This is a genomic window from Rickettsia parkeri (assembly GCF_051427245.1).
Taxonomy (GTDB): domain Bacteria; phylum Pseudomonadota; class Alphaproteobacteria; order Rickettsiales; family Rickettsiaceae; genus Rickettsia; species Rickettsia rickettsii.
This window is the reverse complement of the sequence record NZ_CP195774.1, coordinates 1,103,567-1,129,543: the sequence shown is the minus strand read 5'-3', so window position 1 is coordinate 1,129,543 and position 25,977 is coordinate 1,103,567. Positions and strand designations below refer to the sequence as shown.

Sequence of the window (25,977 nt, the reverse complement as noted above, 5' to 3'; positions counted from 1 at the left end):
GTAGTGTCCATATCCCCTCTAAAGAAAGCTTGAGATCAAGTTTTGATGAAAATAAACAACGATTAAATGATCAAGCTGCTATTAGTAGTATTGATGACAGAAGAAATGATATTTATGATAAAAATGTAGAACAAATGCTAATTAATAATGTAGATAATAATGAAGTAGAAAAAGTAAAGATTCTTGAGCAGTTATATGATAAAGTAAAAGATAAGAAGGTGCAAATTCAGGGTGAATTTAAGAAAACTCCTGAATCAACGATTGTAAGAACTGGTCAGCAAATAGCAGATAATATTGGCATTAGTGATAAGGCGATAAAGAAAAGAAATATTAAACTACCAGGCTATAAAAATGAAAATAATTAAGAAGAAATTTATGCAAAACATCAAAAAATTAGCTTTCATATTTATCTTACCATTAATATTTTTTAGCAGTGCTTTTGCAGAAAATACCACTAGTATTGTTAATGAAAAACCACAACCAATAGATCCACAAAACAAGATTCAAGATCCAAACATTTTAGCAGAAGAATATTTCAATATTGGTAGAGCATTTTATAAATTAGGTAAATATGAAGAAGCAATTAAAAATTATAATTTAGCCATTAAATATAAATCTGATTGTGCTAAGTGCTATAACAATAAAGGCATGACTTTGAATACATTAAAACAGTACCAAGAAGCAATAGACAATTATGACTTAACTATTAAATATGATTCTAGTTTTGCAGAAGCATATAATAACAAAGCAAATGTATTATGCACAATAGGAAAGCATCGCGAGGCAATAATATCATACAACCTCGCTATAAAAAATAAGAAAGACTTCGCAGTAGCTTATAATAATAAAGGTAGTGCATTAAATGATTTAGGAGAATACCAAAATGCAATAGAAAATTTTGACCTTGCTTTAAAATATAACCCTAGATATCCAGAAGCTTATTTATAATAAGGGAATATCTTTAATGTCTTTATGGCAAAATCAGGAAGCGATAGAAAACTATAATTTGGCTATTAAATATAAACCTGATTATGTTAACAGCTATAACAATAAAAGTGTATCTTTAATAAATTTAGGAAAATATCAAGAAGCAATTGATACCTGTAATATAGTTATCAAATATCAGCCTAATTGTGTAGAAGCATACTATAACAAAGCCATGTCTTTAAACATATTAAAAAAACATAAGGAAGCAATAGAGAATTGTGATTTAGCAATCAAATATAATCCTGATTATATAGGATCATACTTAGAAAAAGGTATAGCCCTTAGAAAATTAGGTAAATATCAAGAAGCAATTAAGAGCTATGATTTAGCGATTAATCGTCAAGCTGATTATGCTGAGAGCTATTTAGAAAAAGCTATTACTTTAGTGAATTTAAACAAACATAAAGAAGCAAAAGAAAACTTTAACTTAGCTCTTAAATATAAACCTAATCTTATGACAGAATATAAAGAAATAATTAAGGCTTTAAGAAAACTAGGTAATGATCTTATGGCTGACGAGTTTGAAGAAAAATTAAAGATAATGCAAGATAATTTGTAATTGGATGCAACAAAATCAAAATAATTTTACTCGTGGTTCACAAATTTTTGCTCATCAGATGAGAATGCTTGGGCAAGGCAGTATTAATGCTCTAATAGCCGGGTTAGTATTTACTGTAGTTTGGTTAATGTGGCGTATATATCAGAAATTATCCTTAGTAAGCTTATATTATTTTATTATAGAGAGATATGCGGAGTTAAAACTTGCTATAGGAGAACATTTTTATCCTATAGATCAAATAGGTATTAAATTCTATTATTTAGAGCAAAAAGCTTGGGTTTACTGTAATGCTGAAGAATTTATTCATAAATTCTGGCATATTACACCGCATTCGCATAATATCAATCAACTTGGGCAATTTTTATTGCATTCAGCTTGGCAAGAAGGTATTATTACTTTTACTATTGGTCTATTTACTGCTATCATCTTTTTTATGTATCGAGGTAAAAAAGCTGTTATCCAAGATAAGATTAGGGGAGCAGATTTTGTAGAAGCTAAAACTTTAGCGAGAATGCTTCATAAAAATAATCAAGCTTCTAATATTTGCTTTTCTGGATTACCATTGGTGAAAAGTAGTGAGAGGAGACATATTCTTATTACCGGTACTACAGGTAGTGGTAAAACTAATATGATCAATGAGCTATTGCCTCAAATTAGAAAAGAGCGAGGTAGAGCAATCATTGTTGATTTAACAGGTAGCTTTACTGATAGATTTTTTGATCCAAAATTTGATAAGCTACTTAATCCCTTGCAAGAGAATACTGAGCATTGGTTACCGTGGAATGATTGTCATGAAATTTGGGATTATAATGATATGGCAAGTAACTTTAGTAATTATAATCCCAAATTAGATGATTTTTTTGCTAAAAGTGCTGAATTGGTGTTAGCTGAAGGATTGAGATTATATCAGGATAGTAAAGACATCAAAAAGCTAATCAATACTATTCTTTATGCGAATAATAAAGAATTTGTAAGAAGTTTTAAAAATAGTGCAGTGTCTAGTATAATAAGTAGTAGTGCCCCTGAAACTTCTTCAGGTATTCAAGCAACTATTAGTAAAAATATTGCAGTGTTGCAGCATTTACAACCTGATGGAAAATTTAGTATCAAAAGATGGTTTAGGGACAAAGAGGAAAAAGGTTGGCTATTTATTACAGCTACTCCTAATCAAAGAGTAATGCTACAACCACTTATTGCTGCATGGATTAGCATAGCTATAAAAGCGTTAATGCATAGGAATATCAATAATACTCATAGTAATATGTGGTTTGTGATTGATGAGCTGCCAGCGTTACAAAAGATATCTTCTTTAGGGGTAGCTTTAGCTGAAAGCAGGAAATATGGTGGCTGCGTTGTTGCTGGCATGCAGAATATTCATCAATTAGAAGAGATATATGGCCATGCGAGAGCAGCTTCAATGCTTGATTTATTTGGTAGTAAATTTATTTTTCGAGTAAGTGATCAGCAAACAGCTCATAAATCTTCTTTAATGCTTGGTGAGCAAGAAATTATTGAAACTCAAGAGAACCTCTCCTATGGAGCTAACTCTATGCGGGATGGAGTTAATATGAACCATTTAGAGAGAAGAAAATTATTAGTAATGCCTGCTGAAATCATGAATCTACCAGATCTTACCTGTTATGTAAAACTTGTGGGTAATTTCCCTATTACTAAATTACCAATGAATTTACAAATTTGATTTAAAGCCAACAAATATAAAAACCATTTTAATGGCATTTTTGAAAGATTTTAATTACTTCACGTAGGAAATTACCTGAACAAGAAAAACCTTATTATAATACCCCTTTAAATCGCTAATTTAGTATTATAAATTTTAAAGGTAATGTATATAGAAAACTTTTTATTTTACAAGAAATATATTTACTCTAAAGAACGAATAAAAACCTCATCAAGACCAGTTACACTAGAAATTAAAGAAATATTGCAACCTTGAGCTAACATTTTCTTTGCTACCTCTACTGCTTTATTATATTCCCCTTCAGCTTTTCCTTCAGCTTTTCCTTCAGCTTTTCCTCTAGCTTCACCTCTAGCTTCACCAATTTGGATACCTTTAGCTTCACCAACTTGTAAGCCTTCAAGAACACCTAATTCTTTTCCTTCTTGTTGCCAATGCTCTGCTAAACTTCTCATAAGCCTTGTCCCTATTTCTGGATTTAACTTTGTTGATAATAAACTCTCTAGCTTTATTTTATCAGCTTGCTCTATTTTTGTCAAACTATAACATAATATCATTTCTAGATAATCATAGCCTATCGTTATTTTAGTTAATTCCGGTAATATATCTGATATTTCTTGCCATCTCTTTAATAATTCCCTCTCATGTATATGCTTGAGAAAAAATTCTAATATCCCTGACCAGATCCTTTGTTTAAACTTTTCGTCAGGAATTTCATGGACATTCACTAATTGATAATCATTAATCCATAACTCTCTCGCTAATTTATTATTAGCAAATAAATCCCACAAATTCCTTGCAACATTATATTTCTCCTGACCATTGTAAAATATCATTGGGTATATTAATGGTAAAGTCTTAGCTTTAGGATTTTGTATCAAATACCGCTCACAAATATTAATCATATATTTAAATAGCCTAAAAGCCATAAAATGATCTGCTGTTGATTGATGCTCGACAAGCAAAAATAAATATCCGTCTTGTTTATCAAATTTGCATGAGAATAAAACATCGGAGATAGAATCTTTTAAAGAGCTTTCTATAAATGTGGTATTTTCCATTGCTAAACTAGGAAAATCTATTAAAGCTTTTATTTCCTTAGGTAAATGTGCATTAAAAAATTCATGGGCTACTAGAGGATTCTCTAGTGCCTTACGAAATATCTTATCATGCTTAGCTTTCTTCGTGCCTTTATCTGGATCACCAAGCAGGTTTCCTTGTTTACTCATATATTTATATTTTTTAATTTGATAAAATATTATTACACTATACTCTTATTCCTTGACTAAGATTTACCTCAGATGCTTGCTTTACCACACTTCTTATTTCTTTACCTATTTTTGAGCTTGGACTTACATATTGCATGACTTGTTTATCGCTTCCTATGGCATTTAAGTAATCCTCAGGCATGAGATGACTTTTACCTTGAAAATCATATACTACTATATCAGAAAATCTTTTATTACCAAGATTATAATTAGGATCAAATTTATTCTTCATAATTTGTAAATCTTGCTGTATCTTCTTCTCTATTGCTGCTATGCAAATCTTGTTACTGTAGAGCATACAAGAATCTATGCCTTTTTCCCTGTAGATTTGTAAGGCAGTATCGATATTTTCTGCTGTGCCAAACTTTGCCAGAGCTGTTATTTGCTGTTGCTGCAAATTATTTAGTGCATTATTATCGTTATTGGCAAATTTTGAAAATAGTAATTCTATAGACTGAAATTGTGATTTGCTATTATCACTTGCTTTTAATGATGATTTAAGTTCAGCTACATTGCTAGCTACTATTAGTTTTTCTATTTCAGGCTCTATAAGCTTATTTATAGATTCTGCTCCTTGGGATTTTAACTGTAAACCTTCAGATTAGGAAAGAGCGTGGTAGAGCGATTATTGTTGATTTAACAGGTAGCTTTAGTAAGTTTTTTGATCCTAAATCTGATAAACTGCTTAATCCATTTGCAATAGGGAGTGAGTGCTGGCTACCATGAAATGATTGTAAGGAGATTGCTGACTTTGATGATATAGCTAGTAGTTTTAGCAGTTATACCCTTAAGATAGATGATGTCTTTACTAAAACTGCTGAATTAGTGTTAGCTGAAGGATTAAAACTATATCAAGATAGCAGAGATATTTAAAAGTTAATTAGTGCTTTAGCTTACTCAAGCAATAAAGAATTTGCTAGAATTTTTAAATCTACCGCTGTATCAAGTATTATAAGCAGTAGTGCTCCTGAAACATCTTCTAGCATTCAAGCAACAATTAGCAAGAATATTGCTGTATTAAAACATTTACAGCCTAACGGTAATTTTAGCATTAGAAGATGGTTTAATAGTGAAGAAGGCTGGCTGTTTATTACAGCTTCTCCTAATCAAAGGGTAACTTTAAGACCACTGATTGCTGCGTGGATTAGTATTGTGATAAAAGCATTAATGGATAGAAACATTAATAATATTAACCAGAATATGTGGTTTATTATTGATGAGCTACCATCACTACAAAAAATACCGGCTTTGTCAGTAGCGTTAGCAGAAGGCCGAAAATATGGTGGTTGTTTTGTTGCTGGAGTGCAAAATATTTACCAGTTAGAAGAAATATATGGTCTTGCAGGAGCAGCTTCAATGCTTGATCTATTTGGAAGTAAGTTTATTTTTCGTGTCAGTGATTATCAAACAGCTCATAGATCAGCTTTAATGCTTGGTGAACAAGAAATTATTGAAACTCAAGAAAGTCCATCTTATGGAGCTAACACTATGCGTGATGGAGTCAATATCAATCACCTTGAGAAGAAAAAATTACTAGTCATGCCATCTGAAATCATGAATCTACCAGATCTTACATGCTATGTAAAACTTGTCGGTAATGTTCCTATTACTAAATTGCAAATGAATCTACAGACTGATTTTAATCCAAAAATATAAAAATCATTTTAATAGTATTTTTAAAAGATTTTTATTACTTGATATAGGAGAAATTAACTGAACACAAGAAATCTTATTATAACACCCCTTAAAATCGCTAATTTAGCATTGTAAACTTTGTAACTAAGACGGTATCAAAAAATTTTATAAAAATATCTTTTTTTTAATTGAGTATTTACGAAATTTTATCGATTTAAAATACACATAACTACTATAGTAAATCCTATCAACAATATTTTACGATAAAGAACGAATAAAAGCTTCTTCAAGACCAGTAACACTAGAAATTAAAGAAAAATCACAACCTTGGGATAGCATTTTCCTTGCTATTTCTGTTTTTACTCTGATATTTTCTTCAGCTTTACCCTCAGCTTTACCTTTTTCAATCCCTTGTTGTATACCTTGAATTATGCCATGCTGAACGCCCTCATCTATATATTTTTGCGCTATTGTTCTCATAATATTATCTTTTTCTTCCGTTGATAAATGTTTAACTATTATTTGTTCTAATTCCTGTTGCTTTTCTTCGGAGATCTTAGCGTCAGTATACCATAAAAATGATCTTAAGTAAATATATCCTGATTCCTTATCCATTATTATACTTGGTTTAAATCTAATTAAAAACTCATCCCATAGTTTCAGCATGTCCCTTTGGTGTATATGCTTTAAAAAATACTCCATCATGCCAAGATGTTTCTTCTGCTCTATTTCATCATCAGACTGATTTTGCAAATCTACTAGTTGGTAATCCTGTACCATTAGTTTCTTCGCTCGCTCTGGTTTTGTAAATAATTCCCAGAAATTTCTTGGCGCATTATATACTTCAGAACCATTATATATTAACAATGGACAAATTAATGGTAATTTATTCTTATTATTTTCATGACGCTCACAAAGCAGTAGCATATATTTCCACAATCTTAGTGCTATCCAATAATCACAACTAGACTGAGCCTCTATTAGTACATACACAAATGCTTTTTCTTGATCTCTAGTTTTTACCGAATAAATTATATCACTATATTTTCTTTTAAGATCATCTTCAACAAATGACTCTTTTTCTACTGTTATTTCTCTTAAATCTATTAACTCCTTAAAATCTGAGGGCAAATAATGTTCTAAAAATTCCTGAGCTGCTATCTTCTCAGTTAGAATCTTCTTTACTAAAGCATCATGTTTTAATTTTTTTGCCATATAACTTTTATTATTTGATTCGTATAGCAGTACCACTTATGGTACTTTTAAACTCTTATTCCTTGATTGAGTTTGATCTCAGCAGCATTTTGAATCTCAGCTTTTATTGCTTTATCTATTTCAGAAGCTGGATTTATATACTGCATGACTTGCTTATCTTTGCCAATAGCTACTAAATAATCTTCAGGTAGAAGATGACTTTTGCCTTGAAAATCACGTACTACTATATCAGAAAATCTGTTATTACCAAGATTATAATTAGGATCAAATTTATTTTTCATGATTTGTAAATCTTTCTGTATCTTCTGCTCTATTGCTGCTATGCAAATCTTCTGACTGTATAGCATACAAGAATCTACGCCTTTTTCTCTGTAGATTTGTAAGGCAGTATTGATATTTTCTGCTGTGCCAAACTTGGCCAGAGCTTTTATTTGCTGTTGTTGCAAATGACTTAGTTCACTATTATCTTGGTTTTTTAATTTTGTAAATAATAATTCTATAGGCTGAAATGATGTTTTACTATTATCATTTGCTTTTAACGATGATTGAAGTGCAGCTACCTTACTATCTGATATTAATTTTGCTATTTCAGGATCTATAAGATTTTTAATTGATTCCGCTCCTTGTGATTTTAACATATCATTGAAATCACCTTTTTCTGGTGGTTGTATTATTGCTACCACAGCTCCTTTTCGCATTAATTCTTCTGCAGCCTTAATTACGGTACGAACTGATACTGCGTCTTTGCCATCATTATCAGCAGCAATTAATATTTTTTCACCTTTCAAAGGCTCATAGTTTCTTATATTACTTACCCCTAAACTACATAGAATTTTGCCTTTAATCCCAGCTTCTTTAATACTTAAAGATGTCTCAAGTCCTTCTGCTATAATTGTTACATTATTTGCCGCATTATTGCTATCATTGCTGCTTGGTATGTTTTTCTGCTCTTCATGATTTTTACTAATCTCAACAAAAGAGCCTTTAATTTTTCCAAAAGAACGTTTATTAATCGCAATTTCAGCTTTATTATTTGTTTCTTTGTTTAAATAAATTGCTTGTCCTCCAGTAACATTACCATCTTTACTTCTAGCAAAGGCAATTAAGGCAGGATAATATTGTTTGCTATTACTGTCCCACATCATATTGGTTCTAAGATCAAAGCTTAGTTGGTATTTTGTTAATACGTCTTGAATTCCACGATGTTCTGATAAATATCTTGTTGCTACATTATTGGGCATGACATATTTTAAATCCTCTGATTTTTCATATAACATTTCTGCCATCTTAATTTTTGCTATTTCAGCTTCTTGCTCTGTTTGAGTCTTAATTTGCCGCTTTTTGTTTGTTGATAAATTTACTGCTAGAGCTTCATCTACTTTGGTTGACATACTAACCATATCTTGTAAATATTTCTTAGCTTCTACAAAATCACAATTTTTTTCTCGTTGTACTAAAGTAAATAAATCTCCTCCCTCTCCTTTACTAAAATCATACCATATGCCAGCTTTACTGCCATTTATCTTCATTGCTATTTTTCCGTCTTGATCCCAGCGGAGTAACTGGCTATTTGATAAATGCTTATTTGGACTGCCTAATAAATTTCGTCCTATTTCTTCAGCTTTAAATGATACTCTTTGCTTTAATTCTACTGTCTCTTGTTTATTAATAGCATTATAGTCTATCTTATTCTTTGCCATAACATCCTCTTGCAACTTAATCTTTGTTATTGTATCCTTTTGATTATGATGCTTAAGGTTATCAGAAGAGGTTCTTATCTCTTCTTGAGCGTTATGGTGTTGGTAAAGATTTTTAGTGTTCCCAAAAATGTTTTTGATTTTGCTAGCTGTATTTGATAATATTTTTGGATGGTAGTAATTATCATTGCTATGTGACCTATCGTGAATATCTTCTACTACCCATTTAAACCAATTGCCTATCTTAATGATGATACCAGGAAGTCCAGTATTATGCTTTATTTCCTGAGTTCTTAATTCTTCTAAGCTCTTAAAATTAATACTTGCTAGATTATTATCTGATTTACTTAGCTGAGATATTAAACTTGCCATATCTTTTGTTGTTTCTCTATTCGAGTAGAGTTTTACCTCTTCTATATGCCTTGTCATTGCAACATAAGAATTACGACTATTGCCAGCTAAATTATGTAGCACATACACATCTTTAATTGATGAGCCTTGTGCTTTATATACTGTAGAGGCATATCCGTGTTTAAAGCCTACCTCACGAGGATTAAATGCTACCTCCTTACCATTATCTGTTTTAGCGATAAATCTATCGTTACTTACTGAAGTAATTGTTGCAAAGTCTCCATTATCTATTTGTAAATTTTTGTTAGTTGTCTTAAATAAAATACGATCTCCTGCCATATAATCTTCATACTTTTCAGATGACACATAGTGTCTATACTCTTGACCAGTAAGAAAGCCTTGAGCTTTTAGTAATTCTCTAATGCCTTGATTGATACTATCTACTTCAGCATTACGCATGGTAATTATTAAACGCTCATCTATAGCAAATTTGCTGTTGCTCCAATCATTAATTAATCTTGCCATTGATTCTGCTAGTGTATGATCAACCTTTAAACAGTTATGTTGCTTAAGTAAATGCAACCCACCAGTAATATCTGATTGTGCAAAGCATGAAGCCATTTCTCTTGCCCATAGTTTATTTTGTCTTCTGATGCTACTTAGTTCATATGAGCCAAACTTGTTGGCCAATATTGCAAACATTCCTCCCTGCTCAACGGAAGTTAGTTGTCTTTCATCTCCAGCAAGTATTAAATTACAATTATTGTTCCTTGCTACTTTGAGTAATTCCAAATAATCACTATTACCTACCATCCCTGCTTCATCTACTACTAGCGTAGTATTTCTTGGTAGCTCAGCTTTACCATTATACAATCTAAATAAAAAACCTTTGACTGTATAACATTGCCGGTAACCTTTACTTTTAAGCTCTGATGCTGCTTTATGCGTAGGGCTTAGCCCTATAACATTTTGTCCATGATTGGTGGCAATTTTATAAGCTTCAGCAAGTACTTGTGATTTACCAGTGCCAGCTCTACCTCGAAGGATTCTAATACCTTGACTATTAATTAAAATATGTTGCAGGCTTGCTCTTTGTGCTTCATTAACACTGGTAATATTTGCGATATCACTTTTAATCTTAAGAACATTACTAAAATGCATTTGGCTATTTACCTTATCTGCTATTCTAACTATCCTTAATTCTTCTTCTCTTACGTCGTGAGTAGTATAGTATTTAGTATCAGTAGCATCTGCATTATATAGTTTGATTAATCTATCAGAATTTAATACATCCCTTAGTAGTTTTAATTTTTCTTCTTTTTCTGGAATCTCTTTAACTGCCTTTGCTATATCGAATTTAGTAAAAATAGCTTGATGACGAATAATGCGATCAAGTACCCCATCCGCTCCTTTGATGATCTCAAGATGAGCGAGATTACATATTTTATTTTGCTCAGATATTTCATTGATAATATTTCTCATTCTAGTAGGACCAACATGCTGCTGAGGCACGAAACTTATTCGGTCTACTCTGATGTCCAAATCTAACTTAGCAAAATATTTATTAATTACTTCTTTAGCTCTTTCATGAATGATTTTATCTTCTGGGATAATAAACGCTTTGCCACTTACTTTGGCAAATTTAGGATTCAAATCTACTGCCTTAGCTCCTAAAGATTTACCGTCTTCTGTAAATCTTCTGGTAGTAACAAGCAAATGTGCATGCCAATTCTTCTCTCCATCATGTGGTTGATGAATATCAACCTGAACCCCTAAACCATTTTTAACCCATGCCATTTCTTCGATTATCTCATGAGTAATTGCTATTCTATCTTGTAAATCTAACTCTTTATCATCAGGCAATGCTATTACTACATCCTTTAATAATTGACTATTTTTTCTTTTCTCTGTACGCTCTACCTCATTCATCAAGACGCTTGAGTCTTTGAATTTTTGATCTACAAGAGTAGGTAACAAAACTGCATGGTAAACATTATCGCCTTTCTTGCTAAAGTTGTAAGTAACGTTAATTCTCTCATCTTTAATAGTTAGTCTGGCATTATAGGCAGCTTTCAGACAAGCGTTCCCTCCTGAGCTTCTACCTACTATTTCTATTCTTGCAAACTGTATTGCCATAGTTTATTAACATTAATCTTCTTCAATCTATCATTGACATTAACATGAAATTTTTTGCTCATCCATTGAATCAGCACAAATAAGCAAATAATAAACCTTTAGGTTTATATATTGCGTAGTGCGACACGATGGCACTAAATTAAAGTCTGCAAGTATATTGCGTAGTGCGACACGATGGCACTAAATTAAAGTCTGCAAGTATATTGCGGCTAGGTTGCATTTAGACCTAATTACTATTATTGCGGTGCAAGATTGGTAACGTTCTTGTGCTAAGCGCAATAAGAAGCCTAACTAAATTACTAATCTGGATGGGCAATAGGGGCAAGGTAAAGTTAAAATTGGTTAAACGAAAGTGAATCTTTGTTTAGAAAATATCGTAAATATAAAAGTAGATACTCCAGATAGCATCTATTATAGGGATAAAGCTGAAAAACTTAACTGTAAGAAGGAAGACGCGACCTTCTTTAAAAATGCCAGTTCCCCGGTATAAAGAAGATAACCAACTTAACGCATCTTTAATTAGTGAAACGTGGTAAGTCTATTACTTGGCAACTTGTAGTAGGTAAGAGAGGTCTTAAAAAGCTAATGACACTAAGCTGAAAGGCTACAGGAATAAATAACCGGGTGTATAGGCACTATGTGCTAATCCGAAATGATGCTGACTTAAGACTGGTGATTTACCCTAGGTAAGTAAACAAGATTATGAATTATATTGGAAAAGTTAGATGCAAAATGCAAATGTAACAATTAAGACCGATAATAATAACTTTGAGAAAATTTATTGGTATGCAATAAATTGGCAAGAAGTTAATAAAAAGGTTAATAATCTTCGTAGACGTATCTATAGGGCATCTGCAAATGGTAACATGAAATTAGTACGTAGTTTACAAAAATTGATGTTGAAATCAAGATCAAATAAATTACTTGCTATAAGACGTATTACCCAAATCAATCGAGGGCGAAGAAGCCCTGGTATTGATAAAATAGTTGTTAATACAGATAAAGAAAGAAATTTGTTAATGGAGAAGTTAGCAAATAATAATCTATCATCTGTTAAACCGATCAAGCGTGTGTATATTCCCAAACGAAAAGGCAAACTTAGACCTTTAGGTTTACCTATTATTTTGGATAGATGTATGCAAGCTGTTGTTAAATCAGCACTTGAACCATTTTGGGAAGCTAAGTTTGAAGGGAGTAGTTACGGCTTTAGACCCTGGACGCAGCACCCACGATGCAATACAGAGAATTTCTGCTATTGTCTGCCCTGGCACAACCAGGGGATGGATACTGGACGCTGATATTAAAGGTGTATTTGATAATATTAATCATAATTTTCTTTTGAAAATTATAGGAAATTTTCCAGCACGAAATTGGATTAAAGCATAGCTTAAATCTGGCGTGATGGAAGAATATCAATTCACCAAAACAACAGTTGGAACTCCTAAAGGGGGAGTAATCAGTCCCTTACTTTTAAATACAGCTCTTCATGGAATGGAAGACATAACTTAACATAACTTATGATAAATATGATCATCTTCATCCAAAATCTGAATATGCTTTAGTAAAATATGCTGATGATTTTATAGTTTGTGCAAAATCTGAAAGCTCTTGTATTAAAGCAAAGAAGATAATTAACGATTGGTTAAATATTAGAGGATTAACATTATCAGAGGAAAAGACCAAGATACTCCATATTAAGGAAGGGTTTGACTTTTTTGGATTTAATATCCGTCAATATAATACCAAGAGTACAAGAAGAGGTGTAACACTACTAGTTAAACCATCCAAAGATACTATAAAATCATTCAAAAAGCGAATGAAGATAGAATGGAAAAGAAGTTTTTCATGGGCAATTGATAAAGTAATTGACAATCTTAATCCTAGCATAATGGGATGGTGCAGTTATTTTAACAAAGTTATCTCTAAGAGAACTTTTACTCAACTAGATCGATGGATGTGGATGCGACAAGCAAGATTTGTTTGTCGAAGACATCCTAATAAATACTGGTGGTGGCTTAAGGAGAAGTATTGGGGCAGAATCAAAGCTCGAAATGATAATTGGGTCTTTATGGATAAAAGTAAAGATCTATATCTATGGAAATTACAATGGACAGCAATCAAAAGGCATATTCTAGTTAAAGGCAAAGCATCTCCTGATAATCCAGAACTTAAGGAATACTGACAAAAACGTCAAGCTAATAAACCAAAGTACTTCTTTAAAACCAGACAGATTCTTTGGCGTAGACAAGAAGGTAAATGCCCTGTTTGTTTAGATTCAATAGATAATGGGGAAAATGTGCAAGTCCATCATAAAAGACCTACAAGGTGTGGCGGCACTGACCATATTAACAATTTGTGCTTATTGCATACAAACTGTCATAGGCAAGTACATAGCAAGCGAGGTCAACTAATTGCAGCTGATTGCAGCTGTTAGTAAATTGCTTGAGCCGTATGCGGAGTAATTCGCTTGTACGGTTCTTTGGGAGGAAAGCACGCTAAGTGCCTACCTACCCGCGGCTCTGTCCAAATAAGTGTGGGAATTTCTCAAAGGTTATATAAAAATATAATATAACAAAAGGAGAAATTATAATGGACCAAAAACAAAATGCAGCAATGAATCAAGCGATAGATTTATTAATAAATAATGATACAGATATATCAACATTACTTAAAGAGGATGGTTTATTAAAGCAATTAACCAAACGGCTTGTAGAGAATGCATTGCAGTCAGAGATGAATAATCACTTAGGATATGATAAATATTGTCATACTGATAGTGATAATGTTCGTAATGGTAAGAATGTAAAGAATCTAGTAACAAATAATGGAGTTGTAGAGATTGAGGTTCCAAGGGATAGAAGTAGTACATTTGAACCTGCATTAATTCCAAAGCGTCAAAGACGTATTGAAGGATTTGATGATAAAATAATATCGTTATACGCTAAAGGAATGAGCTTATCTGATATTAAGATTCAAATGCAAGAATTGTATGGAGCTGACGTTAGCGAAAGTTTGATAAGTCAAATTACTGATGATGTAATTGAGGGTGTCAAGATATGGCAAAGCCGACCATTGGATCGAGTATATGCTATAATATTTTTTGACTGTTTAGTAGTAAAAGTACGTCAAGATAAACGAATTATCAATAAGTCTGTATATGTGGCATTAGGTATTGATTTATCTGGAAGGAAGGATATTTTAGGATTGTGGATCAGTGAAAATGAAGGAGCAAAATTTTGGCTTGGTAATTTTACTGAGATGAAGAACAGAGGTATGCAAGACATGCTTATTGCTTGCAGTGATAATTTAACCGGTATGTCTGAGGCGATAGAGGCAGTTTTTCCGAAAACCGAACATCAATTATGTATTGTACATCAGATTAGAAATAGTTTAAAATATGTATCATATAAAGACCGAAAAGAATTAGCGGCTGATTTAAAGCCTATTTATACTACTAGCACAGAGGAAGAAGCACATCTTGCTTTAGAATCTTTTGAAGCTAAATGGAGTAAACAGTATCCACAAATTGCTAAATCTTGGTATGTTCATTGGGAAAATTTAATGGTTTTTCTAGGATACCCTGAGGCGATAAGGAAAGTAATATACACAACGAATAGTGTAGAATCTGTCAATAGCCAATTACGTAAGGTTACCAAGAATAAACGGGTTTTTCCAAATGATAATGCCGTTTTTAAGACCTTATATTTGGCAATTGATTAATATGACCAAGAAATGGGTTATGCCGATTCCAAACTGGAACGCAGCTATGGCTCACTTTTTGATAAAATTTGAAGGTAGAATTTAAGCCCTATGAAAAATTTACACACTTAATTAGAAAGACTCCTACCCGCTTCTCCCTGTTTTTACAAACAAGGAGAGAACTCTCCTCTCTACTACTTCCTATAGGTTTTGAATAATGGTAATCATCTTTATTTGTTTTTTTATTGATCTTAGTTTTACTGGTTCGGTTAGGTATGGGGATTATATTGATTTTGAATGGCTTGTTATTTTCTTGCTATACCAGATTACACAAACTTGAAGTTGTATCTAACATTGATCTATTCAAGAAAAAAATTTGCAACATTTCTTAGCACTTACAATTATGCAGTTGACTTCCATAATTTATTGATGATTCATGATGATTATAACAATTAAAAATAAAACTATCTATATGGATAATGTCATAAAACGTAGATTAAAATTAGAACAAAAAAAAGCTCAAATTATTACTGAAGAAGCAAGACTTGAAATTCAAGAACGAAAAGCTCGTACTCGCCATTTAATTAGCATGGGTGGTTTAGTGGTTAAAGCTAAATTAGACTGTCTGCCTACTAACAGCTTACTTGGTGCTTTGCTTTCGCTGCAACATGAATTAACCAGTCATCCAAATATACAAAATCAATGGACTCAGATTGGCACAAGTGCTTTCGATAACCAAAAATCCTAATCTTTGCTTACTTACTAAAGAAATTGGCAAAACTTATTAATCTATTTGTTAGTAAGATGCTAAAATTATAATTGTAAAATTTTGTCTTGGTAAAATCTTTATCTTATTTATTGCTTTTTAGAATAATTCTGAAATAAAATATGATTTACCTTTGACATAAAAATTTAATGTTATATGAAATTTTTACGCAAATTCTGGGATAGTGCCGCTACTAATCTCTCCTAATAACTCAGTACTTTGTCCAAATAATAAGTACGATTTTAAATCACCTTTTTCAAGTAGTTCATTTTCAACTAATTTTGAGTGCAGCTCTATAGCTTTATCTTCTGAAGCCCTATCACCAGTTAAATATAATATAAAATTTTCGATCAATTCAGGACCACAGTTAGCATAACTTTGTTGTTTAGTCGGTAGTTGTATGATTTGCAAGCTGTTGTCTATAAACATTTGCTTTAACGTCTCTGGTATGTGTTCATTTGACGAATCGAGATAATACAATTGCAAATTATTTCCTTGATCTTTAATACATATAACTCCAACAGCATGCTTATTGTACAAATTTAGTGGAGCTAGTGTAATTTTTGATTTAGTTTGGATTAAATCAGAAATCATTCTTTGTAGATTATTACAATTTTCTTGCAATATATAACCTCTTACTATGTTTACATCTTCTAGACTAACGTTATTGATTCTTAATTTTAATATTTCTTCAATAGCCTTAATGGTATACTCACCAAAATAAGAACAAATCCAACCAATATTAGAACTCATTAGATCTATACCTTGCAAACCGCTGGGAGGTTCTTTATTGGTAGGATACATTGTCTTAATGTGGGGATACACATTTGGATCATCTTGTTTTCCTGCATGGTGTCCTAATATTGTTGTAATTTTTTTTGCTTGTTGTTGTTGTTTAACATTACCTTTACTAACTGTATACATCATTGGAGCCTTATTTTTTTCAAGTCTACTAGTTGGTACTGATACTACTACTTCTAGTTCACCTTGATTAAGGCGCTCTATAGCATCTCTGCTTTCTGGCATTTTCAGGACTTCATTAGCAATAGAATTTTGTTGTTTCCGTGAAATAAAAGCGGTTTTTGTACTTTGTGTTGCTTTGGTAATATTTTCAGCACATGAGATTTGGTCTTCAGAATCGAAATCTTCCTCTTTTGATATTATATTAAGAGAATTGCTTAGAGCATGTGCTCTTGGATGTCCTTTTGCAAGCTTGATGTTTTTCTTTTTTGCTACATCTACTTGAGATTGGCTTGGTTTGTACTGAGATCCATCAAGAATTTCTCCTGCATCACTAGAAGTATTGTCTGATTCATATTGACATGGAGTACCACCTTTTAATAACAGCTCTGTACCAAATACGCCAAGAACATTAGAAGCTATATAACTTGTTGCATCAGATTCTATTCGTTGTATAGTTTGTGTTCTTAATTCACTTGAATCTTTCCCAATTTGTGATCCTACGGCATCGAAAAGACAATTATTTTTACCATTGCTTGAAGACCAGTTTTCATTCTTGCCATAAGGAACATAATGACCAGTAGGATTGTGCTCATCTGCAGGAAAATAACTAACCTTTATAGGGGCACCTAAATATTGCTCTCCTATAACAATTATGTTACCGCTTTCTTCATAAATATGAACAGGTCTTTTGATCACATCACTTAAAGCTTTAGCTTGTTCTTGCCCTGCTAACCCACCTTCTTTAAAATCTTTATTTACTTCAAGACATTTTGCTTCTTCTTGTTTTTCTTGTTTATAATTTGTGTATGCTGATTTTCCTACCAAATAAACATCCTTACATGTTTTTGTTGTAGTACTTACAACCTGAGAATACATCTCTTCTGACAGCTGTTCAATGAGCTGATTTATTAGCTCATCAATATTTTGATTTATAGACTTACCAGTAGATTTTAACTTATCATTTATTTTTTTACATAGATCTTTAGCGTAATTATAAACCTCTTTCCAGGAAATATATTGATCTACTGCTAAAGCCCCTAGCTGAACTTGCCAATTACTACAATACTTAGTTATTCCTAAGACGGTGTCTTTAAAAATACCCATTACAGTTTCATAATCTATAGACTCTCTTATTTCTTTAATTATATTTTGCATATCTTCATAAGAGCTAGATTTTAATTTCTCTTGGTCTATATTTTCTCTTATAGATTTATCAACATGTTTTTTGATTGTTGGTTTTAATCCTGACATTAATGAACTAAGGGCTGGAGTAACAACTTTACCCATTATTGCATTTTCCACAGTTCTAGTTGTTACGTTTTTAACAGTACTAATTGCCACTTGCTGCAGAGTTGATATACATTTTTCAAAATGAGTTAATTCTGTTAATCTACCCACTTCTTTTAATTCTTTCATTAAATCTTGAATTTGTTTTATATTTTCCCCTAAATATTTTAATTGTGTTAAATCTTTGGATTTTTCTAAATCCTGCACATATTTTAACTTTTCAACTTTACTCATATTGCTAAACTTAGCTATAGTTTCCATTTTCTCGAACCAATTACCAAGTTTATCAAATTTAGTTGCTAAAAATTTGCATGCTATCTGTAAAAAAGGACATTTATGTAAAGTTTCCGATATCCACCTACATGCTTTTTTTGCTATATTTAAAATCTTAATGCATTGCATAGCGGCACTAATACCCATAGTCAGAATAGACACACCATAACTAATGACTTTACCCTTAATATAAGCTTCTTTATGAAATTTACCGTCACTATTTTTGTTAATTAATTCAATTGCAACATCACATACTCCTTCCGTAATCATTGTTCCGCCGATTGCAGATGTTATAGGCAGAGCCGGCGGAAAACAAAATCCAGTAGCAAGTAATGCAATGCCTCCTCCTATTTGAATTTGTGCTCCTTGAGCTATTTCCGGACAAACATCATGCACTTCTCTAAGAGTATAAGTTGTATTTGTACCAACAGCCGCAAGCTCAGATAATTCAGAGTTAGCAATGGTATCTTTTATTTTCTCTTCATGATCATTTTGTGGTTTCAAATTAGCAAAATAATCAGAAACACGACCGCCTATAGAAATACCTCCTTTATGATTATCAATTTGCTGAACCAAGCTATCTACATGCTGCATGTTAAGATTTAAAGCTTGCTGTTTTGACACTATGTGCTTTATAAATAAGTTTCGTGATTCATTATTATCATCACTTTTCAGAATGTTTGTAAATTCTTCAGTTTTAAAAAGATTTTCAATGTAATCTAGCTCCTTCTTCAATGCTGCCTTTGCTTGTTCTAAATATTTTTTAGCATTTTCTTTATATCCCCCATCAGGTTTACCAATTGCCGGAATAACAAAAACATCTCCTACCGCTTTCTGACATTTTTCTATAAACACTCTGCCTTTTTCAATCGCAATTTCAAAAAGCTTTATATAAGCACTGTGTAATATTTCTGGATTTTTACTTATTACAATTGCATGGTTTAGGGCTTGTTCTGCTTTATCTAATTCTGCATTTGAAATAAAGTGTTCAGCTTGTTGTATACTGTAATATGGATTAAATTTAATTTCTCCACTAATTGTCTTACATGCTTCAGATTCGAAATTTCTAAATTCTTCTTCCGGGCTTTTATTAGCTAATTCCAATCCTTTAAAATTCTGTTTCTCTAACCAAAAAGCCCAAAACTCTTTTAAATCATCCAAAACATATTTATACTCTCCTTTACTTTGCCCCTCTCTTTTTAATTTTCTATACAGATCAGAAAAAAGTTCAAATAATCTATCTTGAAATTTAAGTTCCAGTATTTTAATTTCTTTAATTTGTGCAATTCTGTCCTCTTCTCTTAAATCTCTTACAAGTTTAATGTCTGTAAAGATATAAGAATTAATACCTAATTTTTCAACTTCACTTTTCTTAATCATTAATTTAGCAGTACCATTATTACCTTGACGTGCTGTTCTACCAAAAGCCTGATCTTCTACTCTTTTATTACAAGGTAAAAAAGCAACACATACGTGTAGTCCACCATTATTTTCAAGTTCGACAGAAGTCTTAAAATCCGTTCCTCTCCCAGCTATATTTGTTGCTATAACTACTTCACCGGGCTTTATTTCTTCTTTAGTAATATGTGCATTTTCCTCATCAAAAAAAGTCCTAATAATGATATCTTGATTTTTGCTTTTTAATATTTCCTGTATTGTTTTTGCATCCTTTATTGTTTCGCAAATAATTAAAGAAGATCGCCCGCTCTTTATTTCAGCTATAGTATCATCTGCAACTTTCTTACTAAAGATTTCATCATCTACAACCTCACCATTAATTTCGATAAATTTCTTTTCTTTATAAGTTGGAATTTTTGCGTAACCTACATTATAAATTGAAGATAATAATTCTTGTTCTGCTGTAGAACCTAAAGTACCTGTCAGACCAAATATTTTCTGCCCATATTTATTAATGTAACTAAGATTAGAAATGAAGCAACTAGTTAAGCTTTCGGAAGTTAAGTGTAAATTATGTTTTAGTTGTAAAAATTGGTGAAGACCATATTGCCATATGGTATTTTTTAAAGTAATGCCTGTATTTGCATAATCTACCGGTTGTATTATTTCCTCTCCGTCTTTACTACGAATAATATATTGTTCATCTTCATGATAATTAAATTTTGCATCAATAGCACTATTGATCCATCTATCTAACGAGTTGTCAGCATATTCTTGAATATGTGAAGGAATAATATCAATTTTTGTTGGATTAGATGATTTAATATAATCTTTGATTTTTGGAATTATTGAGTCTTGTAATTCATTCTCAAATTGTTCGTATAATAGTTGAGCTTCTTCACTATCTGGTAATTCTTGAGCTTTTCGTTTTAATTCTTTTTGAAATTCTTCTACAATCTTTTCTTCTGCTTTATAAAGTGCTTGCCATATCTTTATATAAACATATTTTAAGCTTTCCATGCCAGCTAATGGTCCAGATAATTTAGCAATATGACTTGCATTATCAATAATCATACTATCTACTTCATCAAGAATAATACTCTCAAATGCCCTACCTGCACGTGTTCCAAGACCTAAAAATGAATCTTTTAGATAATCAAACTGAAAATTGCTAATACTTCCGTATACAATGTCAGATTTATAACATTCTCTTTCACCACTCTTATAGTTTTCATCTAAATTATTTGTTGTCGCATTCAAATTCAATAAGTCATAAAAGAGCTTTTTATCTTTAATTCCATCAGATGCTAAAACAGGATTACTAGTGATAACATCTACAGCTCCACCTTGCAAAGCTTTAATAGCTGCAAGTATTGATACAATAGTAGTTTTTCCTTCTCCTGTTTGAATTTGAGATAATTGTCCCTTATCTTTTTGTTGTAAAAATGTAAGTATAGCTAAAATCTGAGTATCGCGCAGTTTATGTCCTCCCGTCACAAGCTCATTAGCCCTATCCATTATAGCTAATGCTTCATAAATTTCAGTGTCGGCAAGTTGTCCCTTCTTAGAAACTGCCCATTGATTAATTTCCAATGCTTCCTTATTTTCCCATAATTCATAAAACTCTTTGACTTTGTTATAACCTTCCTTTGAAGATTTAATATTTAAAACATCTGATTCTTCTCCTATCTCTGATAATAACTTCTCAAACGGTTTGTTTGTATTTATCAGGTTAGTATCGTAAGATTTAGCTTTTGGTAAAACACTAATAACATCTTCAATATTTCTGACACTAGAAGTATTATAATTATCATCTTGTTTTTTTTCTTCTGTGACTCTAAAAAAACCTTTTAACTTGTCATATTCAAGATCTAACTTTGAGCTAATCTCTTCAAGTACCTTATCTAACTTTTCATCTACTGTAGAGTTTGTAAGTGGCTCAAAAATTTTTATAAATTTATCCATTTGAGTTGGAAAATTTTTGACAATGTCTAATTGTTGATTACCTTCTTTATTTTTAGACACCCCTATTTTTAGTGCCTTAGTTTTGCTAAAAGCCTTTTCTCTTGCCTCCTCTAGTTTTTTCTCCAGTTCTTTGATTTTAACAGTATCGATTTCATTTTCTTCCATTTCTACGAATTCTTTCAAAAGAAGTTGATAGCTTTTGAAGTGATCAACTTCTTCTATTAATGGAATATTATTAATAAGTTCTTTAATTGCTTTTTTGAACTCTGTTTCTCTTGATAGTTGATCAATATCACTAGCAATTATTTTATAATAACCTTCTTCCACTAGGGAAAATAACTCTTTTTTTAAACTTGTAATTCCATTCTTAAACCATCCAAAAAATGTTTTTTTAGGATTAGCAAAACCTTCAATAAAATCCTTCTTGTTATCTGACTTTAAATAAACCATCATAGTTTTTAGAGTTGTTAAAGATAAAATATCCTCATCTTTTTGATTTTTTATCTCTGCTATTTTAGCATGTATCTTAAACTCTATATCTTTATCAAAATACTGTGCTAAAATATTTTTGATATTTTCTGGAATTTGTATATTTGAAAAATCCTGATATAAACAAATAGTTTTATCCAATTGTTTAACAATACAAAAAGTAGCTCTAACGTTGTGCTCGCTATGACAAATAATAAAAATTGGTTTTTCATTAATATCATCATCCTTATGTAACTCTAACCGTTCATTTAATGCGGTAATATCACAAACAATAAGTTGATTTTTATCGTATTCTTGTTGCTCGGCAATACGTTGTCCTAATTCATTAATATTTTCAAGAGTTAACGCATCACCTATTAAGAGTTTGTTACCAACATCACTTACCTTTACACTAGCTTCTGCTATCTGTTCATTAACTTTTTTATTATCTTTATTAATATTCCGTGCTAAATTTCTTTTCATAAGTGATCGCCACTACATTTGTGCATGATAATTATTATGATCTCCAACTATATTAGTCTCAAGAGAATCGGTTTCTAAATAACTGATATTACTAATATTGATATCTAAGTTAGATAACCCTGAAGCTAGAGTATGTTGTTCAGTGATTTCTAGTGATGCCATAACCTCATGAAGTTGCTTCTGCACAAACTCAACACAAGATACAAATCGTTGATCTTCATTACTTCCTATCTCAAATTTTTCTTTTGCATTAGAAAATTTTTCTTTTGCTTCATAAAATTTTACATTAGCTAAATCATATTTTTGTTGTTGTTTTAGTTTGTGTGCTTCTTGTAGCAACTCAAGCCCATCTTGTTGCGATTCAAGGCCTTCATTAAATAGGGCATTTCCTTCCATTTTTAAAGAAACAAGGATTTCATATTGTTTAAATTTTGAATCATTGGGAACTATTTTTAAACCATCCTTGGATTCTCTCAGGACTTCTTGAAAAAATCCTCCTGCTTCTTCAGATCTATCATCTTCTGTGTCGTTTTCAGCTTTCCAAGCGTTGTCCCATAAGGTCTCAAGTTTCAATAATTTATTTATGATAGTTTGGGCTTTTTCTTGATTAACCGCATACTTGTTTTTCTCTTTTATAATTTGAGATTTATTGTAAGCTTCTTGATATTTATTGTGGGATTCATGATACCTGCCTTGGTCAAATAAATTATCGCCTTGAGAATTTAGGTTTATAGCATCTAGTTCAGCTTTGACTTTAGCCAGACTACTTTTATATACATCGCTATTAGGACGTATATTTATGGCCTTTTCAAATTTTTCTTGTGCATTTTTATATTTGAGAATTTTAACAGCAAGATCTCCTCTAGTGCTAGCTTCACTCAATAATTGATAACCTTCCTTATTATATACTTTTGCCTGTATTAGGTCTCTATTATTTTTGTATTGGTCACGTTGATTAAATATTTGTGTTTTATCATAAGCTGCTTGATACTTCATTATAGCCTCAGCAAGCTTACCTTGCTTCAAGAAAACATTAGCCTGATCACTCAATGCAATTGCATCTAACTCTGTTTGAGCTTTATCTTTATTCTTTTTATATTCATGGGGGCTATAAAATAATTTGCTGAAAAAATTATCATTTTTTTTGGCAACTTCAGATATGTTATAAGCCTGCTGGTACTTATCTTTTGCTGCACTAAAATTACCACTCGCAAATAGTGTATTCCCCTGCTCGTTTAACTCTATAGCATCTAACTCTACCTGCGCTTTTGCAACACCTGTTCTACTATAGTAATCTTTGTTAACTTCAGAAGTATATACTGCTTCATTATATTTTGTCTTAGCTTCTACATAATTTCCAGCACGGTATAATGTCTCACCTTGTTCATATAACTGCTTAGCACTTATTTCTACTTTTACTTTAGATATTTCATCATTGTAAGTAGATTTTGCATTTATCACCTTAGAACTACTATGGGCAGCCTGATATTCCTTTAAAGCATCACTGTACTTACCTTGATTAAACAACATCTTACCACATTGATACGCACTTTGCGCATCTAGTTCGACTTGGGCTTTACTTATACAGTTAGTATATGTCGTCTTATGAGCAGCAACTGATGATTTATTGAAGGCTTCCTGATATTTGACTTTTGCACTATCATACCTACCGACATTGAACTCTACATCTCCCAATTCTTTTAGCCCTATAGCATTTAGTTCGGCTTTTGCTTTATCTCTATTAGTACTATATTTATTATATTGTGTATTAACTTGAGATTTATCGTAAGCTTCCTGATATTTACTATGAGCTTCGTGATACCTACCTTGGTTAAATAAATTATCACCTTGAGAATTTAAGTTTATAGCATTTAGTTCGGCTTTTGCTTTATCTCTATTAGTACTATATTTATTATATTGTGTATTAACTTGAGATTTATCGTAAGCTTCCTGATATTTACTATGAGCTTCGTGATACCTACCTTGGTTAAATAAATTATCACCTTGAGAATTTAAGTTTATAGCATCTAGTTCGGCTTTTGCTTTATCTCTATTAGTACTATATTTATTATATTGTGTATTAACTTGAGATTTATCGTAAGCTTCCTGATATTTACTATGAGCTTCGTGATACCTACCTTGGTTAAATAAATTATCACCTTGAGAATTTAAGTTTATAGCATCTAGTTCGGCTTTTGCTTTATCTCTATTAGTACTATATTTATTATATTGTGTATTAACTTGAGATTTATCGTAAGCTTCCTGATATTTACTATGAGCTTCGTGGTACTTGCCTTGGTTAAATAAATTATCGCCTTGGGAATTTAAGTTTATAGCATCTAGTTCAGCTTTAGCCTTGTCTATATTATTTTTAAATGTTTGTTCATTTTGATAGCCAGAAGAACAGGCTTGATAAGCATTATTGAAATATTCAGCAGCTTCACTGTATTTTCCCTCCTGAAATAATTGCCAACCTTTGTTATTGAGTTTTTCAGTCGCTTGATTTTTATTATGACTTAAACACTCCCCAGTTTTACTGTCAAAATAAAGACTGTGCCAATTGGTATCTCCTATTGCGCTATAAATACCATAAGCTATCCATCCACTTATAGGCACCCAGTTTATATGCTTTGATGCTCCCCACCAATATCTTACTTCTTGTAAACCATTACTAGCACCTAAATATCCACTATCTCCGCTAGTTCCATTATTATGAGGACCACGATAGCCTTGCAGCACATTAGCAGGACCTTTACCAACAACCCCCCCTCCCATTGAGTTTTTAAACATTTCCTGTAAATGGTGTGGTAAACTATTGACAAAACCTGTCCAGCTTCCTTTGCTTAAATCACTTTCATAAAAATAATATAAATCATTAGGCATGTATCACTCCCTTTTATCTTGTTAATTACTACTATTAATAATACTCGGTTTGTTATGACTTATACTCTTCTTTAGGAACTTTAATGTAGAAACCGGTATAAGAAACTATTATCTCTTATGTAGAATACATAAAAATAACTCTTTAATATGCCTTTACGATATGCTTCAAAGCTCTGATAATTTTTTTTGAAAATAGATAAATTTAAAAATGATTATATTGGCAACACTTTGTAAAGTTTAACTATACT

The 25,977-nt window shown here is 31.7% G+C and carries 11 protein-coding genes and 4 pseudogenes; 9 read left to right on the top strand and 6 right to left on the bottom strand.

Features of this window, described 5'->3' with window-relative positions; all coding sequences use genetic code 11:
* Positions 1–29 precede the first annotated feature (29 nt).
* The 3 genes and pseudogenes from ACSFFC_RS06365 to ACSFFC_RS06355 all read left to right on the top strand — a co-directional run bounded on the left by ACSFFC_RS06365 (position 30) and on the right by ACSFFC_RS06355 (position 3,245).
* Positions 30–365, top strand: coding sequence for a hypothetical protein (locus ACSFFC_RS06365; RefSeq protein WP_499217205.1), 336 nt, complete (start codon positions 30–32; stop codon positions 363–365).
* Positions 352–1,546, top strand: a pseudogene (locus ACSFFC_RS06360) (tetratricopeptide repeat protein). The gene ACSFFC_RS06365 and the pseudogene ACSFFC_RS06360 overlap by 14 nt, the downstream one beginning before the upstream one ends.
* A gap of 4 nt (positions 1,547–1,550) precedes the next feature.
* Positions 1,551–3,245, top strand: a complete 1,695-nt coding sequence (locus ACSFFC_RS06355) for a type IV secretion system DNA-binding domain-containing protein (RefSeq protein ID WP_014410761.1) — start codon at positions 1,551–1,553, stop codon at positions 3,243–3,245.
* A 182-nt stretch (positions 3,246–3,427) separates the two neighbouring features.
* Here the strand turns inward: ACSFFC_RS06355 and ACSFFC_RS06350 are convergent, their stop codons facing one another.
* Together ACSFFC_RS06350 and ACSFFC_RS06345 are read right to left on the bottom strand one after the other, a co-directional pair.
* Positions 3,428–4,471 (bottom strand): Rpn family recombination-promoting nuclease/putative transposase, encoded by a 1,044-nt coding sequence (locus ACSFFC_RS06350; RefSeq protein WP_014410760.1) that lies wholly within the window; start codon positions 4,469–4,471, stop codon positions 3,428–3,430.
* A gap of 37 nt (positions 4,472–4,508) precedes the next feature.
* Positions 4,509–5,096: pseudogene (locus ACSFFC_RS06345) on the bottom strand (hypothetical protein); the annotation flags it as partial.
* Positions 5,097–5,107: 11 nt separating this feature from the next.
* Between ACSFFC_RS06345 and ACSFFC_RS06340 the strand changes: the two are divergent.
* Positions 5,108–6,166 (top strand): annotated as a pseudogene (locus tag ACSFFC_RS06340) (type IV secretion system DNA-binding domain-containing protein); the annotation flags it as partial.
* A 237-nt stretch (positions 6,167–6,403) separates the two neighbouring features.
* On the opposite strand, the gene ACSFFC_RS06335 reads toward ACSFFC_RS06340, so the two are convergent.
* Both ACSFFC_RS06335 and ACSFFC_RS06330 read right to left on the bottom strand, forming a co-directional pair.
* Positions 6,404–7,360 (bottom strand): Rpn family recombination-promoting nuclease/putative transposase, encoded by a 957-nt coding sequence (locus tag ACSFFC_RS06335; RefSeq protein WP_041472215.1) that lies wholly within the window; start codon positions 7,358–7,360, stop codon positions 6,404–6,406.
* 47 nt (positions 7,361–7,407) lie between these two features.
* Positions 7,408–11,544 (bottom strand): AAA family ATPase, encoded by a 4,137-nt coding sequence (locus ACSFFC_RS06330; protein ID WP_045798634.1) that lies wholly within the window; start codon positions 11,542–11,544, stop codon positions 7,408–7,410.
* Between the two features lie 725 nt (positions 11,545–12,269).
* On the opposite strand from ACSFFC_RS06330, the gene ACSFFC_RS06325 reads away from it, so the two are divergent.
* The 5 genes and pseudogenes from ACSFFC_RS06325 to ACSFFC_RS06305 all read left to right on the top strand — a co-directional run bounded on the left by ACSFFC_RS06325 (position 12,270) and on the right by ACSFFC_RS06305 (position 15,991).
* Positions 12,270–12,842, top strand: a complete 573-nt coding sequence (locus tag ACSFFC_RS06325) for a reverse transcriptase N-terminal domain-containing protein (RefSeq protein ID WP_014410755.1) — start codon at positions 12,270–12,272, stop codon at positions 12,840–12,842.
* 212 nt (positions 12,843–13,054) lie between these two features.
* Entirely contained in the window at positions 13,055–13,726 is a 672-nt protein-coding gene (locus tag ACSFFC_RS06320) for a group II intron maturase-specific domain-containing protein (protein ID WP_331270843.1), read from the top strand.
* Positions 13,727–13,774: 48 nt separating this feature from the next.
* Positions 13,775–13,978, top strand: coding sequence for an HNH endonuclease (locus ACSFFC_RS06315; protein ID WP_410526327.1), 204 nt, complete (start codon positions 13,775–13,777; stop codon positions 13,976–13,978).
* A 155-nt stretch (positions 13,979–14,133) separates the two neighbouring features.
* A pseudogene (locus ACSFFC_RS06310) lies at positions 14,134–15,349 on the top strand (IS256 family transposase).
* A gap of 366 nt (positions 15,350–15,715) precedes the next feature.
* On the top strand, positions 15,716–15,991 hold the full coding sequence (locus ACSFFC_RS06305) for a conjugal transfer protein TraD (RefSeq protein ID WP_041472287.1): 276 nt from the start codon (positions 15,716–15,718) through the stop codon (positions 15,989–15,991).
* 183 nt (positions 15,992–16,174) lie between these two features.
* Here the strand turns inward: ACSFFC_RS06305 and ACSFFC_RS06300 are convergent, their stop codons facing one another.
* Entirely contained in the window at positions 16,175–22,846 is a 6,672-nt protein-coding gene (locus tag ACSFFC_RS06300; protein ID WP_014410750.1) for a preprotein translocase subunit SecA, read from the bottom strand.
* A gap of 12 nt (positions 22,847–22,858) precedes the next feature.
* A complete protein-coding gene (locus tag ACSFFC_RS06295) occupies positions 22,859–25,729 on the bottom strand; it encodes a tetratricopeptide repeat protein (protein ID WP_014410749.1) in 2,871 nt (956 codons plus the stop codon).
* Positions 25,730–25,977 lie beyond the last annotated feature (248 nt).

Coding starts and splice junctions, on each gene's coding strand:
- ACSFFC_RS06300 (WP_014410750.1), bottom strand. CDS start 22,846: ATGAAAAGAAATTTAGCACGGAATATTAATAAAGATAATAAAAAAGTT.
- ACSFFC_RS06305 (WP_041472287.1), top strand. CDS start 15,716: ATGGATAATGTCATAAAACGTAGATTAAAATTAGAACAAAAAAAAGCT.
- ACSFFC_RS06335 (WP_041472215.1), bottom strand. CDS start 7,360: ATGGCAAAAAAATTAAAACATGATGCTTTAGTAAAGAAGATTCTAACT.
- ACSFFC_RS06350 (WP_014410760.1), bottom strand. CDS start 4,471: ATGAGTAAACAAGGAAACCTGCTTGGTGATCCAGATAAAGGCACGAAG.
- ACSFFC_RS06355 (WP_014410761.1), top strand. CDS start 1,551: ATGCAACAAAATCAAAATAATTTTACTCGTGGTTCACAAATTTTTGCT.
- ACSFFC_RS06330 (WP_045798634.1), bottom strand. CDS start 11,544: ATGGCAATACAGTTTGCAAGAATAGAAATAGTAGGTAGAAGCTCAGGA.
- ACSFFC_RS06295 (WP_014410749.1), bottom strand. CDS start 25,729: ATGCCTAATGATTTATATTATTTTTATGAAAGTGATTTAAGCAAAGGA.
- ACSFFC_RS06325 (WP_014410755.1), top strand. CDS start 12,270: ATGCAAAATGCAAATGTAACAATTAAGACCGATAATAATAACTTTGAG.